The following is a 14,292-nucleotide window of genomic DNA, read 5'->3' as shown; positions in this document are numbered from 1 at the left end:
CGTTTTGACACAGCCTCACATGAGGGTGGGGTGGTCAAGCGGTTGATCAGGGCATCATCATAGGATCTCCTGTTTTACAGCGGACGCGCGGGTCTGAGCCTCATCCATGACGCGGCCCATCCCTGGGCACGGTCCACCTCACATGCGGTCGCCATTCAGAACGGCTGCACCATCATCCCGCTTGCGGCGGGCCAGGCTCAGGACGGCGGCACCCTTCTCGAACAGCGGCAGGCAAGGCCAGGGCTGTGTTCGGTTCGCCGACCCGCATCCGCCAGGATTGATCAGATCCTGGAAGATCACTCGATGAGGCAAAGTTCAGGGATCATGTGGCCTTCATCACCGCGCCTTCGATCACCACGCCGGAGGCCACATACTTCCACAGCGCCACCAGCAGCTTGCGGGCCAGCGCTACGATGGATGTCTTGCGCTGGCGGCTGCCGCTCGCGCTGACCCGGCCCTTGAACCATTGGCTCAGGGCTGAATGCGGCTGGTGGCGCAACCAGAGCCAGGCGAGCTGGATCATGATCGTGCGCAGCCGCGGATTGCCAGCCTTGGACACCCCTTGCTCGCGATCAATCGATCCGCTCTTCCAGGGTGTGGGAGCCAGGCCCGCATAGGCCGCCACCTGTCGGCGATTGCTGAAAGGCCGGAACAGGCCCTCCGCCCAGAGGATCCCGGCAATGTCGGCCCCAATGCCCTTCAGGCCCAGCAGCAGGGCCGGAGCGGGTGCGGTCTCGGCGGCCCGAGCCCGCTCCAGGAGAGCATCCCGCTCCGCCTCCACGGTCCTGATCTGCTCCAGCAGCAGCTCCAAGCGGTCGAGCTCACGCCGGATCTGAGTTTTGAGATGCCGCGGCAAAGGGCGCCCATCGCCGGTCGTGAGCGCGTCGAGCCGCTGGCGGCGATCGCGACGCAGGGGTTCATAGTCCCGGATGCCTTGCGCAAACAGCAGCCCCTTGATGCGATTGACATGCTGCACCCGTTCCACCGTGAGGGTCTGGCGCTCCCGGCTGACCCGGCGCTGATCCTCTTCCTCTGGGGTGGGCGCTTTGACCATGGCACAGACCCGTGGCTCGCCGCGCTTGTAGGCCAGCAGGGTGCGCACTAGGGCTTCGCCATCGATCTTGTCGGTCTTGGCGCGTCGCCGCCGGCGGGAGGTGGCGATCGAAGCAGGGTCCACGACATAGCTCTCGATGCCTTCGCTGAGCAGAACCCGGTGAATCCAGAACCCATCCAGACCGGCTTCATGAATGGCGATGATCGGAGGAACCTGACCGGTGCGGGCCTGTGCCTTCTCCTGCAACTGCGCAAACCGCATCAGCAGCCCGGCGATTCACCGGCTGGCGTCGCATGCTTCGACATCTTCTCGCCGGCCCCGGGCGACAGCGAGGTGATCAGCCAGACGGAACGACTGAGTTCCATTGAGACGAAGATCGCGCCAAGATCGGTGCGGATAGCGGTCTGCATGGGCCGGTGATCAAGTGACATGGGTCGCCTCCAGAGTGGTGGGTCAGCAACCTCACTCTGCCATCAAGCAGGCCGCTATCCACCCCTCATAGGATCTCGACCCGAAAGAGACGTTCAGAGCGGGCCGGGTGCATCGACTCGCAGGGCGACGTGGAAGTCACTTGATAGGCCCTAGGCCAGGCCGAGACCGATCATTCAGGAGGGAAGGTCTGTCGTTGGTGACAGAACGGTGAGCGCGTTGAGGGCAGTATCCTCGCCTCACTTCCGACAGCCGCTACCGTCACACTGACTTCGCGGCAGAACAGGCGAGGCTGGTTTGTCATGGCAGCGGAACGGATGCCTTGGTGGGCCTGGACATGGCCCGTCGTGGCCTGGGGCCTCCTCCTGGCGGCACTCTTCGTGGGTCTGGGTGGCCCGATGGCTGCGGTGGCAGGAGTCGTCCTTATCGCCACCGTGTTCGCGGCCGTGTACCACGCCGAGGTCGTCGCTCACCGGACCGGCGAGCCGTTCGGCACGCTGGTGCTCGCCGTCGCGGTGACGGTGATTGAGGTAGCCCTCATCGTCTCGGTCATGATTGCGGCGCCCGGCGAAAAGGCGGCGCTGGCCCGGGACACGGTCTTTGCCGGCGTCATGATCGTGATGAACGGCATCGTTGGACTCTGCCTGCTCTGGGGCGGCGCGCCATCACGAACAGGGATTTCAGATCCACGGGGCCAGCGCCGCATTGGCGGTTTTGGCGGCGCTTACCACGCTCACCCTGGTGGTGCCGAACGTCGCGTCGAGCGCACCCGGTCCGTACTTCAGTCCGTCGCAACTTGTCTTCGCCGGGATCGTCTCGCTGGTCCTCTACGGCGCGTTCGTCTTCATTCAGACCGTGCGGCATCGCGACTATTTTCTCCCGGCCGAGGGGGGGCGAGGACGCGCACGCGCCGCCCCCCTCGAACAGGACGGCCATGGCCAGCGCCGGGCTGCTGCTCGTCGCCCTCGTGGCCGTCGTGGCGCTCGCCAAGTCCCTAACGCCAACACTGGAGGTGGGACTGGCTTGGCTCGGCCTACCCAAAGCCGTGATCGGGATCGTCATCGCAGGCGTGGTGCTGCTGCCTGAATGCCTGGCGGCGCTCAAGGCGGCCCAGGCCAACCGGTTGCAGACCAGCCTCAATCTGGCGCTCGGATCGGCCCTTGCGGCCATCGGCCTGACAATTCCTGCTGTCGCCGTCGTCTCGATCGTGATCGGCCAGCCCCTGGAGCTCGGGCTGGATGACAAGGGCCAGCTCCTGCTGGCCCTGACGCTCCTGATCGGGGTGATCACACTCGGCACCGGCCGGACGACGGTGCTCCAAGGCATCGTCCACTTGGTGATTTTTGCCGCCTTCCTGTTCCTCGCCGTCGTGCCGTAACAACGCTGGGTCGCGGAGCCTCCGGCAACGCAACCCCATCCAACGGTTCCGCTGACAGGCCGAACCCAAAGGAGTATGCTGACGCCGCAAGCGAAGATCCCGCGTTCGACCTGGGTTCGCGACGGGCCATTTTGATCGACCTCCCTGTCGACATCGCTGCGTACCGCGTGGTTGCGTAAAGGCCGGGGAGGAGCCCACGCAGCCTTGAGCGCTCCCTTCCGCCGCAAGAAAACTACGACATGCCAGAGATCGCCCCGTGATCACGACGGCACCTCGGCATCGCCGGTCATTCGCTCGGGAGGACTCCATGGGCATGTCGGTCGGCACCATCTCAGGCATTCCGGGAAATATCGCCCGCTGGTCCGCACTGGTCCTGCTCGGGCTTCTGGGCGCGTGCCAGCAGGCCGAAGCGCCCCCACCGGATATCCGGCCCGTCCGGCCCGTCCGGACCGTCACGGTCGAGCGCCGCGCCGACGAGCAGTCCGTCACCCTGACCGGCCACGTTCAGGCCCAGGACGAGGTCAGCCTCGCCTTCCGGATCGACGGCCGCATGCTGGAGCGGCCGGTCAATGTCGGCGACCAGGTCAGGCCCGGTCAGGTCGTGGCGCGGCTCGACCCGCAGAACCAGCAGAACGCGCTCCGCTCGGCGCAGGCCAACCTGTCGGCCGCGCAGGGCCAGCTCACCCAGGCCCGGAACACCTTCGACCGGCAGCAGAACCTGCTCCAGAAGGGCTACACAACCCGTGCCCAGTTCGACGATGCGCAACGGGCGTTGCAGTCCGCCCAAGCCCAGGTTGATTCCTCCGAGGCGCAGTTGCGCAACGCCGAGGACCAGCTCGGCTACACCGAACTCAAGGCCGACGCGCCCGGCACCGTCACGGCCAAGGGCGCGGAACCCGGTGAGGTGGTCCGGGCGGGGCAGATGATCGTCCAGGTCGCCCGCCAAGGCGGACGGGATGCCGTATTCGATGTGCCGGCGCAACTCGTCCGCATGAGGCCGCGCGAGTCCGTCATCGCGGTTGCGCTGGCGGATGACCCGACCGTGAAGGCCGCCGGGCGCGTCCGGGAGGTAGCACCGCAGGCCGATCCGGCCACCCGCACGTTCCAGGTCAAGATCGGCCTGACCGACCCACCCGCCGCCATGCGCCTCGGCTCGACCGTGGTTGGACGGGCCTCCGCCACCTTCGACGAGGTCATCGAGGTTCCGGCGACGGCGCTCACCGAGGCGAACGGGCGTCCGGCTGTCTGGGTCGTCGATCCGGCGACGCAGACCGTGGCGCTGCGCAACGTCGAGGTGGCCCGCTACGACCCGGCCAACGTGACCGTCACCCAGGGGATCGAGCCTGGCGACGTCGTCGTCACCGCCGGTGTCCAGGCTCTGCGTCCGGGCCAGAAGGTTCGCCTGCTCGGAGCGACGTCATGAACCCCAACCTGTCCGCGTGGGCGATCCGACACCGCTCATTCATCGTCTTCCTGATGCTCCTCGTCATGGTTGCGGGGATCGGCTCTTATCTTTCCCTGGGACGGGCCGAGGATCCGGCATTCTCCGTCAAGACCATGGTGGTGAGCGCCGGATGGCCGGGCGCCACCCTCGGCGACACGCTCGAGCAGGTCACCGAGCGACTGGAGCGCAAGCTGGAGGAGACGCCGCAGCTCGACTTCCTGCGCAGCTACACGAGTCCCGGCCAGACCACGATCTTCGTCAACCTGAAGGGCGAGGTGCACGGCAGGGAGATTGCCGATATCTGGTACCAGGTCCGCAAAAAGATGGCCGACATCCGCAACACCCTGCCACAGGGCGCGACCGGTCCGGGGTTCAACGACGAGTTCGGCGACACCTACGGCATCATCTATGGCTTTACCGCCGACGGCTTCACCCAGCGCGAGCTGCGCGATCAGGTCGAAGAGGTCCGCTCGCGGCTGCTGCACGTGCCCGACGTGTCGAAGATCGACGTGGTCGGGGCGCAGGACGAGAAGATTTACCTAGAGTTCAACGTCGACCAGATCGCCGGGCTGGGCCTCAACCAGTCGGCCCTGGTGGCGGCCCTGCAAGCCCAGAACGCCGTCACTCCCGCGGGTGTCGTCCAGACCGGCAACGAGAAGCTCCTGATCCGGGTGTCGGGGGACTTCCGCTCCGAGCAGGACCTGCTGGCGGTCAACTTCGTCGCGAACGGCCGCATCATCCGGCTGAGCGACATCGCTACGGTCCGGCGTGCCTACGGCGAGCCGCCCCAGCCGATGTTCCGCGTCAACGGACAGCCCGCCATCGGGCTCGCCATCGCCATGCGGGAGGGCGGCGACGTGCTGGCGCTCGGCCGCAACGTCGCGAAGGCTATGGCGACTATCAAAACTAACCTGCCCATCGGCATCGAGCCCGAACTCGTGGCGGACCAGCCGGTGACGGTCGAGCACTCGATCAGGGAGTTCATGAAGACGCTGTGGGAGGCCGTGGCCATTATCCTGGCGATCAGCTTCATCAGCCTCGGGCTGCGGGCTGGCGCCGTCGTCGCATTGTCGATCCCGCTGACCCTCGGCATGGTGTTCATGACGATGGCCTACGCCGGCATCGACCTCCAGCGGATCTCGCTCGGTGCGCTCATCATCTCCCTCGGCCTCCTGGTGGACGACGCCATGATTACGGTCGAAACGATGATCACGCGGATTGAACAGGGCGCCGGCAAGGAGGACGCCGCCACCTTCGCCTACACGTCGGTCGCGTTTCCCATGCTGACCGGATCGCTGATCACCGTGGCGGGCTTCGTTCCCATCGGTTTCGCCCGCAGCTCGGCCGGGGAATACACCTTCTCGATCTTTGCCGTGGTCGCCATGGCGCTCATCGGGTCGTGGTTCGTTGCCGTCCTGTTCTCGCCGCTGCTCGGGGTCTGGCTCCTGCCGCGCCAGGTGAAGCACACCCGTGCCGAGCCAGGGTTCGTGATGCGGGCATTCCGGCACTTGCTCGGTGTCGCGATGCGGATGCGCTGGATCACGATCCTGGCAACGCTGGCGCTGTTCGGGCTTGCGCTCGTCGGCACCCGCTTCGTGCCGCAGCAGTTCTTCCCGGCCTCGGACCGGCCCGAACTGCTCGTCGACCTCAAGCTGCCCCAGAACGCCTCGATCCATGCGAGCGAGGCGGTGGTCAGACGGCTGGACGGGATCCTGAAGGGCAACGACGACATTGAGCACTGGAGCACCTATGTCGGGAGCGGCGCGGTCCGGTTCTATCTCCCGCTCAACGTCCAGCTCCCGAACGACTCCTTCAGCCAGGCGGTGATCGTGACGAAGAGCCTGGAGGCGCGGGAGCGGGTGCGGGTCCGGCTGGAACAGGCTCTTGAGACCGACTTCCCGAGCGTGGTTGGCAGGGTGTATCCCCTGGAGCTCGGGCCGCCGGTGGGCTGGCCGCTGCAATATCGCGTCACCGGGCCTGACCTGAACACGGTCCGCGAGGCCGCGTTCAAGGTGGCCGACGCGATGGGCACGAACCCTTACGTCCAGACGATCAACTTCGACTGGATTGAGCCGGCCCGGACCTTGCAGATCCGGGTCAACCAGGACGAGGCTCGGCTCCTCGGCCTGAGCTCACAGGACGTCGCACAGGCCCTCAACAGCGTGGTGACCGGTGCGACCGTGACCCAGGTGCGGGACGGCATCTACCTCATTGACGTCGTCGTCCGCGCCGGCGACGAGCAGCGTGGCTCGCTCGCGGCGCTGCGCAACCTCCAGCTCCCGTTACCGAACGGGCGCACGGTGCCGATCACGCAGCTCGCATCCGTCGAGTACGGCTTGGAGTATCCGCTGGTCTGGCGGCGCGACCGCGTGCCGAGCCTCGTCGTACAGGCGGATGTCGCGCCCGGGGTCCAGTCGGCATCGGTGGTCAAGGACCTCGCCCCCAGGATCGCGGAGCTGAGCGCGACCCTGCCCGCCGGCTACGGCGTGGCGGTCGGCGGCACGGCCGAGGAGAGTGCCAAGTCGCAGGCCTCGGTGATCGCGGTCATCCCCCTGATGATGGGATTGATGCTCATCCTGCTGATGGTGCAACTCCACAGCTTCCAGCGGATGATCCTGGTGCTGAGCGTGGCACCCCTAGGGCTGATCGGGGTGGTGCTGGCGCTCCTGCTGGCGAACAAGCCGCTCGGGTTCGTCGCCATTCTCGGTGTCCTGGCGCTCGTCGGCATGATCGCGCGCAACTCGGTGATCCTGATCGATCAGGTCGAGACCGAGCGGGCGCACGGGCTGCATCCATGGGATGCGGTCGTGGAGGCGACGGTGCACCGCTTCCGTCCGATCCTGCTGACCGCGGCGGCGGCGATCCTGGGCATGATCCCGATCGCCCCGACGGTGTTCTGGGGCCCGATGGCCTACGCGATCATGGGCGGACTGGCGGTCGCGACCGCGCTGACTCTCGTGTTCCTGCCGGCGCTCTACGTCGCGTGGTTCCGGATCAGGCCACCCGTCGAGACGCATGTGCCCGCGCACGCTACGGAACCGGCGCCAGCCTTGAAGGGCGCGGCTGCGGAATGATGGTGGAACGGGAGCAGGACGGCACCGGCCGTGGCCACCTTGGGTGTAAGGGAGGTTGAGATGATGTTGTCACGACGGTACTTCTGCTGCGCCGGGGCTCTGGCCGGCACCACGGCGACCCTCGGCCGGGCGTTTGCAGCCGATTCATGCACGGCACTGACGCAAGAGCGGCAACGCGCCCTCGGCCCGGATGACGCCCTGAAAGAGCTCAAGGCGGGCAACGAGCGCTTCCTGACGCAGACCATGCGCAACTGTAATCTCCTTGAGCAGGTCAGGGCGACGGCCGGCGGACAGTTTCCTTTCGCCGTGGTGATCGGTTGCATCGACTCGCGCGTGCCGCCGGAAATCGTGTTTGACCAGCGCATCGGCGACATCTTCAGCGCCCGCATCGCCGGCAATGTCGCCGATGACGATGTCGTCGGCAGCGCCGAATTTGCGACCAAGCTGGCGGGTGCGAAGCTCATCGTCGTGCTCGGCCACAGCGAGTGCGGTGCGGTCAAGGGCGCTATCGACGGTGCGGAGCTCGGAATGCTCACCAACCTGCTGAAGCGGATCCGGCCAGCGATCGAGGCCAGTAGCAACGCCCCTGGCGACCACACCTCGAAGAACAACGACTTCGTGCAGCAGGTGGCGACCACGAACGCCAGATTGGCGGCGCAAGGACTTGAGCGGGCCAGTCCGGTCCTGCGGGACCTGGTTGCTCGGAACGAACTCAAGATCGTCGCAGCGATGCATGACGTGGCGACCGGACGCATCATGTTCATGGAATGAGGGCTGGCGAACGAAGGTCCGGTCCTGGCACGGAGCCGAAGTAGGCCGAGGGCCCGCAGTTGCAGGGTAAGCGGACCTTCACACGGCAACACTTGCGGACTGTACCTGACCTACTCCAGACCATCCTGGGACTAGGGCAAATGCCTGATCGCAGCAGTTGTTTTCGGTAGCTCCAGGCGGTCGATTTCATGCTGCTGCAGCTGGGAGGAGCGCTGCCGAGGGAGCTGACCGGCCGGCGACGCTATCGGGCTTGGGCATTGTCTAACTTGAGTAGACTGTTATCTCTTGAGCCGGACCATCGCAGCCCACCCTGCCCGAGATAGAGAAGGGAATCGGCAGGAAGTGGTCTACCTGCCATCCTCACTCACTTTGTGGGCAGCGGAATTTCAGCGTCGCTTCTTAGTCGGGAGAGTGAGTTCGATGCACCTGTTCATTGAAGCTTCGTCGACACAGTAGTCGAACGGAGATTTTCGTTTGAGCGCCGGTTGGGCGGTGTTCATGTAAAGATCGAGGAGAGGGCCGGCGTGAACCTTCGACGCCTCCTTTCGTAGTGCCTGCCGTGCTTTCTGGGATCAGCGCAAGATCTGTGCCTGATTGTACGGCAACGAAGTACATAGCACGAACGCAGGCTCCTGAGTTAACCGAGAGATGTCTGTGACGGCCGCAGATGCCCCGAATCGAGGTGTTTGAGCCCTCATTCCAAGGCGAACCAGCAGATGGAGAAGGTTACTGCTCTCCGAAGTTACGCCCGTGGGAGAGCAGCGGTGCCCTCATAAGTTTGACAAAAAAGTTAGTGCAATACTTTCAAATGGGTACCAGACCGATGCGAGTAGGCATCTGGCTTCACATTAAGGGTCAGTCCGCAAGCCCATCTCGGGATGGTTTCTGATCCGTTCTAGTTAAGAACGTATAATCCGGAACAGATCTTGCACTAGCCCCGTCTACGTGGCTGAAGGAATTGCCGTCGCTGTTTACGTCCGCCCCGGTCGGTGGCGCCACAATGAGTTTCGCCGATGACCATCAGATGATCCTGGGAGCACAGGCGATCGTGCCCGCGCGCTTGGTAAACTAGACTTGAAGGGAGCATGGCTGGCGGACGCCAGCGATCGGGAGACTGAAAACGCCTTCTGTGGACCTGGCCTTAAGGCTGCGACCAAGCCCAATGGGCCTGAACGCAGTTTCGAGAGCAATTAGTCGGCCCTGAACAATGCCGTTTGATCAGGCGGCGATTGGCTTCGAGGGTTCGTGGGCAGGATCCGATTGTGCGAATGAGATGGACAGAGCTGCCATGAGGTAGGCAACAAAAAGCCTGAGCCGGTTCAGGATCAGCCGCAGGTTGTGCCCGGCGGCCACCAGCAGCGTATTCATCGCATCCCCCGCGGTTCCGAGCAGGTGATCGCGTCCCAGCCGCCCGTCCGCCTTCATATGCCCGATCATCGGCTCGATGGCCGATCGTCGTCTCAGCTCCCGTCTGATTGTCGGCGTGAGGCCACGACGCTGGCGGGCAATGAACACGCGCTCCTTGTGCGCATAATCGTGCCCACGATAGCCCTGATCGACGTAAATGCGATCCGGTTCAACCCCGCTCAAGGCCACGACCTGATCCATTGTCGTGCTGAGCGTATGTCCATCATACGGATTGCCCTCCAGCGATTTGGACGCGAGCGCGAAGCCTTCGCGGTTGGTCACCGCCAGCGCGACCTTGGAGCCAAATTCGTATGGCCGATGCGCCTTGCTCGTGATCGAAGCGATCCCAGTCGATCAGACCGGCCAGGCGAACGAGCGCGTGACGCGAATCGAGGATCTGATCGAGGCGGCTGCGGTAGAGATCGCCGGAGCTCGGCAGCGTCGGCTTGGGTCCCATGGAAATACACCAGTGTTTAAGATCGGCAACGACCTCATTCTGGCACAGCGATGCCGTAAGGGGCCGTCCACCCCAACAGCTTTGAGCGGGTCAGCCCCCAGGAACTGGCATTTTACAATGCTTCGTGACGACGAAGAATCCTTCTGTCCCAACAAGTTGTGGGTTGTTCAGGGCCGACCAATTAGGGCTTCAGTGCCACCTTGCGAGCGGAGGCCCAACGAATAGGCTTGTAGTTCTTGCCCTTGAGCTTGGCTTGCCCCCAGATGCCCTCGAGGTAGCGCGCATCCCCGAGGATGATGCCGTCCAGTTTGGCAGCCCGGTTGATGTCGACGCTTTCCGGCTTGCCCTTGAGCCGTTGCGTGTCCCTCGTGGACATCCGGGTGACGAAGGTCACGACAAGGCCGGGAGAGTTCTCGACCTCGTAGGCGTTGAACAAGCGCAGGCCATCAGGCTTCTCGTCAAGGAGCCGCTCGACAAAGGCGAAGCCATTGTTCTCCGCATGCATCCGGATGTCCGCGAGGGTCGTCTCGCCATAGCGGGAGCCCGGAAAGTCGGCGGGCTTGCCATCAGGCCGGCCGCCCCAGGTTTCCTCGGCATAGGCGATCCGGCCGTTGACTGGATCTGTCGCGAGCGCGAGCTTATTCCCGTCAGACAGCCGCCACCTGACCTCCTCGTGGGGCCCTGCGGCCACCTTGGAGATTGGCTTCTCCGCCGTTCTCAATGCTGTGGTGATCTCTTCTCTGATGCGGATGCCGTTCAGGGTCTGAGCCTGCGTTTCGGCCGTCAGGGTAAGAAAGCCAAAGGCGGGGAGCACGCGTCGCGCTATGATGGAGGTGAAGAGTCTCATGATGGTCGTCGGCAAAGGGGCAGACAACCTACCTTTGACCTGACACGACGAATCCTCGATCAATGTCATGTGCGTAACGGCAGTCGGCTCAAGGGTACATATTCGATGCTGAATCACACTTTCAGGTTCTTAAGAGCCCTATCGCACTGCTCGATGTGTTCGCTGGCCCGCCGCTGCATCTCAATGGTACTCTGGCAGGGCTCATCGACCTCTTGCTTGCAAAATATGCAAATCATCAGACTGGCCCCTCTATGAGAGCGAATATGTCGGGCCAACAAAGATGTGCGAACAGGATTCCCCACATCTTGATGGCCGTGGTCCGTTATTGAGCGTCAGCGATTGCTCAGTTCTCATCTTCTTCCGGCAGAGACTCGATATTGCCGATGCCCCAAGCACGATGGCCAGCGCGTCGCCCCAGGGCTTCGACCTGCCGAAGACGCTGTGTCGCGAGGGTTGCTTCACGCCGGAAGCCCTCATCGCCAGGGTCACCGCCCAAGCGCGTGTGCATGTCCCGCACCCGCGCTTCGAGGGCGCGCCTGAGAACGCCAGATTGCTCTCGATCCAGGTCAAGCAGCATATGCGTCTGGCCCCGTGCTCTGGGTGGCGATCAGCCTAGAGCAAAACGGTGGCAGCCCACCAGCACAAGCCGATGGCGACCACAACGGCTGTCCAATTCAGAATACGAGCGAACAGTCCACGTGCCGAAGCGATCCCACGACCGCTCGGTGTCGGACGCATGTCTACGGGCATGGCACATCCCTCACCGGGGCGGGAACCTCACGAGAGGCTCGGCTCTGTTTTCAGCGCCTTGATCTGTGTCTCGCCAACGATGCACTCGGTTGCGCTGGATAGCGCCCTGATCCGGTACTGGCGCTCATGCGAGGTCTCAGGCAGCACTTGAACGATCACGTAGGTGCTGGGATTGGCTCCCCTGGGGTGGGCTGGGAGAACCGTCTGGCCAACCTGGAACTTGTGCGTCATAGGACACCTCGCCTCGAAAACCCCGCTGGAACTCGAATCTGCACTGGACCTACGATGACGACTGGACGCTGGTCGAAGCTCCCCATTGGGGCGTGAAGCGGCACAAATGCTCTGCGGCAAGACCAGCATTCAGTTGACGGCCACGGTTGCACTTTTCTTAACTTATGTAAACCGTTTGCCGAAACCAGAGCGCCTGCTGAGGATTGTCTCTGACACCAAGTCAAACAGTTTCAAGGGTTTGGGGCAGCCGGAAGAGCGCAATGGCTGCGGGTTCACCAGACGAAGGCGGACCAACTTCCGCGAAGCCCAACGGCGGGACCAATAACCCGTTCAGAGGCGCACTGACACCTGCCGAGCGTACAGCCGAGATTGGGCGCCGTCTCCAAGCCCAGCATCCGGTGCTGCTTAGGGAACCACTTCCCGACGCGCTTGCCGCTCTCATTCTCCGCTTACAGGAGCGGGAGGGCGGGGCAACTTGAGCAAGACATAATGAGTACACGATGCTGAGCAGCTTTGCTTGGTGTGCAGATGATCAAACCTTGCCATCCGCCAGAACCCTTCCAGCAGGCGCAAGCCCTTGAGCACTGGGCTGACTGTCGTGAGCGTGCTCTCGCGAGACTTGAGCGTAAAGTCGAGCGCTTGCTCGCTCAGAAGCGAGCAGATCAGGCGACCCGTCTGCGATTTGCAGCCCAATACCTCCGCCAAGCAGCGCTCCGCGACCGCCTTCATGCCGCTGAACTGAGGCGGGCGACTCAGCGATAAACCACACTCAGATTACGATCTTCAGAAGCTTGCAAAGCTTGCCATTTAGGCATTTCACTTGAGATGCTGGGCGAGGTATTTGTTCATCTCGAACATGCTGACCTTGTTCTTGCCCCCGAACACCGCCTGAAGCTTCTCGTCCGCCATGATCTCGCGCTTGTTCTGCGGGTTCTGGAGCTTGTGTGTCTTGATGTACTCCCAAATCTTGCTCACCGCCTCCGGGCGCGGCAACGGAGCCGAGCCCACGATGGCAGCCAGTTCCTGCGAAGGCTGTAACGGTTTTAGAAAGGCCGAGGTTGGCTCTTGGGCCGTACCCTCGGCTGCATTCGCCCGATCCTCCGGCTTCTCAGGTGTTGACGGCGGCATGTGATCCTCCCTCGGGCGGAACCAAGAACGGATTTAGATGGCAGCCGCGACCCTCGATTGTTGCAGCGCGGCCAGCAGCATCCCATCCGGGCCAAGATCGTGCCGGTTTTCCATCTGCAACATCGCTGCAAGCTGGGTGCGGGCTCGGTTCACCCGGCTTTTGAGTGTGCCCACCGCCACACCGCAGGCAGCCGCTGCATCCTCGTAGCTCTCACCTTGCTCGGCTACCAGGACGAGAGCCTCGCGTTGTCCTGGCGGCAGACGCGCCAGCGCCTTGCGAAGGTCTTGCAGCATCAGCCTGGATTCCTGCTCAGGATAAACCATCAGGCGTCTGGCAAAGCCACTGTTTGGGTCTTCAACCTCGCGTCTGTGCTTTCGATGCTCAGAGTAAAAGCTGTTGCGCAGGATCGTGAACAGCCACGCCTCCAGGTTGGTGCCGTGCTGGAAGTGATCCAGGTTCACCCAAGCCCGCAAGACGGTACTCTGCACAAGGTCATCGCTCCAGATCGGATCGCGGGTCAGATGCAGCGCAAATGCCCGCAGGCGGGGCAGAAAGGCGGCGAGCTGGTCTCGCATATGCTGCGAGCGGCGGCTCGCGCGGGCTTCCTCAACCAGCGCGAGGTGCTCAATGTGCGAGAGCGGATGGATGTGACGCAGCCGTGCCCGTTTGCCCCGTGCGGACCGTCTGCGATCAGTGCCACTGAGGGCAGGACGGCTGTGTTGGCGAGCGGCGGTGGTCATGGCCTTGCTCCACCTTGGCGACAGCTTCACCATACACCTACGGTTGTTTATCAGCCAGCCCATTCGACCATAGAACTGAAGTCTGCTGGCGGCTTGACCCCTTGCCGGGGCAAGCGCACCATCCTGGCTCCAAGCCTCAGCCCCAGGAGGCTGCCATGGCTGAACGCAATGATGATGTCATCTTGATCCGGCGCTGGTTTCAGCGCCTCCGGGTCTGTATCCAGACGGTGGATTTCATCGGCTCTCGCCCGCTCTTCGCTGACGATATGGTCACCTTTGGCACCTTCACGGCTTTCACTGTGGGACGCGAGGCCACCGAACAAGAGCAGTGGCGTCACGTCTGGGGGCATATTGATCAGTTCCGCTGGCATCTGGACGATCTGCGTACCCTCATCTCGGGCGACCGTCTCACGGCGGTCGGCATGGCGGTGTTCGAGTCCACCGGCTATACCGAAGATGGCAGGGCGTTTGACCGCCCTGGACGCGCGACGGTGGTGCTGGGGCGGCAGGCTGTGGGGGAGGAGTGGGTGGCGCAGCACACGCACGTGTCGCTGTTCCCTGGCACTCCGTCCCGCTCCTTC

Annotated in this window: 10 protein-coding genes and 3 pseudogenes; 5 read left to right on the top strand and 8 right to left on the bottom strand. The window is 63.6% G+C overall.

The annotated features are described in order from the left end of the window. Positions 1-138: 138 nt before the first annotated feature. Positions 139-312, bottom strand: coding sequence for a hypothetical protein (locus tag DDF70_RS37190; protein WP_162820620.1), 174 nt, complete (start codon positions 310-312; stop codon positions 139-141). 10 nt (positions 313-322) lie between these two features. After that, positions 323-1,464, bottom strand: a pseudogene (locus DDF70_RS31710) (IS110 family RNA-guided transposase). A 321-nt stretch (positions 1,465-1,785) separates the two neighbouring features. Between DDF70_RS31710 and DDF70_RS31705 the strand changes: the two are divergent. The 4 genes and pseudogenes from DDF70_RS31705 to DDF70_RS31690 all read left to right on the top strand — a co-directional run bounded on the left by DDF70_RS31705 (position 1,786) and on the right by DDF70_RS31690 (position 8,150). Next, positions 1,786-2,861, top strand: a pseudogene (locus DDF70_RS31705) (calcium:cation antiporter). Positions 2,862-3,168: 307 nt separating this feature from the next. Then, entirely contained in the window at positions 3,169-4,284 is a 1,116-nt protein-coding gene (locus DDF70_RS31700; RefSeq protein ID WP_342633968.1) for an efflux RND transporter periplasmic adaptor subunit, read from the top strand. Continuing rightward, entirely contained in the window at positions 4,281-7,379 is a 3,099-nt protein-coding gene (locus DDF70_RS31695; protein ID WP_114948619.1) for an efflux RND transporter permease subunit, read from the top strand. Before DDF70_RS31700 ends, DDF70_RS31695 begins: the two co-directional genes overlap by 4 nt. A gap of 60 nt (positions 7,380-7,439) precedes the next feature. Further along, positions 7,440-8,150, top strand: a complete 711-nt coding sequence (locus DDF70_RS31690) for a carbonic anhydrase family protein (protein WP_245435727.1) — start codon at positions 7,440-7,442, stop codon at positions 8,148-8,150. A 1,218-nt stretch (positions 8,151-9,368) separates the two neighbouring features. Here DDF70_RS31690 and DDF70_RS31685 read toward each other — a convergent pair. From DDF70_RS31685 to DDF70_RS31645, 6 genes and pseudogenes are all read right to left on the bottom strand, one after another. Next, positions 9,369-9,884 (bottom strand): annotated as a pseudogene (locus tag DDF70_RS31685) (transposase); the annotation flags it as partial. A 311-nt stretch (positions 9,885-10,195) separates the two neighbouring features. Continuing rightward, positions 10,196-10,861: a hypothetical protein gene (locus DDF70_RS31675; RefSeq protein ID WP_162820819.1), complete on the bottom strand. Its 666-nt coding sequence runs from the start codon at positions 10,859-10,861 to the stop codon at positions 10,196-10,198. Positions 10,862-11,204: 343 nt separating this feature from the next. Then, positions 11,205-11,438, bottom strand: coding sequence for a hypothetical protein (locus DDF70_RS37180; protein WP_162820818.1), 234 nt, complete (start codon positions 11,436-11,438; stop codon positions 11,205-11,207). Between the two features lie 200 nt (positions 11,439-11,638). Then, entirely contained in the window at positions 11,639-11,842 is a 204-nt protein-coding gene (locus tag DDF70_RS31665) for a hypothetical protein (protein ID WP_114948614.1), read from the bottom strand. Positions 11,843-12,658: 816 nt separating this feature from the next. Further along, the gene (locus tag DDF70_RS31650) at positions 12,659-12,970 is read right to left on the bottom strand and encodes an SWIB/MDM2 domain-containing protein (protein WP_114948611.1); all 312 of its coding nucleotides are present in this window, start codon (positions 12,968-12,970) and stop codon (positions 12,659-12,661) included. Between the two features lie 33 nt (positions 12,971-13,003). Further along, positions 13,004-13,711 carry a sigma-70 family RNA polymerase sigma factor gene (locus tag DDF70_RS31645; RefSeq protein WP_114948610.1) on the bottom strand — a complete coding sequence of 236 codons (708 nt, stop codon included), beginning with the start codon at positions 13,709-13,711 and terminating at the stop codon, positions 13,004-13,006. A 155-nt stretch (positions 13,712-13,866) separates the two neighbouring features. Between DDF70_RS31645 and DDF70_RS31640 the strand changes: the two genes are divergently transcribed. Beyond that, positions 13,867-14,292, top strand: a 426-nt coding sequence (locus tag DDF70_RS31640; protein WP_114948609.1) for a YybH family protein, incomplete at its 3' end; no start/stop codon positions are given.

The organism is Microvirga calopogonii (assembly GCF_003347665.1).
Taxonomy (GTDB): Bacteria; Pseudomonadota; Alphaproteobacteria; order Rhizobiales; family Beijerinckiaceae; genus Microvirga; species Microvirga calopogonii.
Note: the sequence above shows the minus strand (reverse complement) of the source record. Positions and strands in the feature narration are given on the sequence as shown.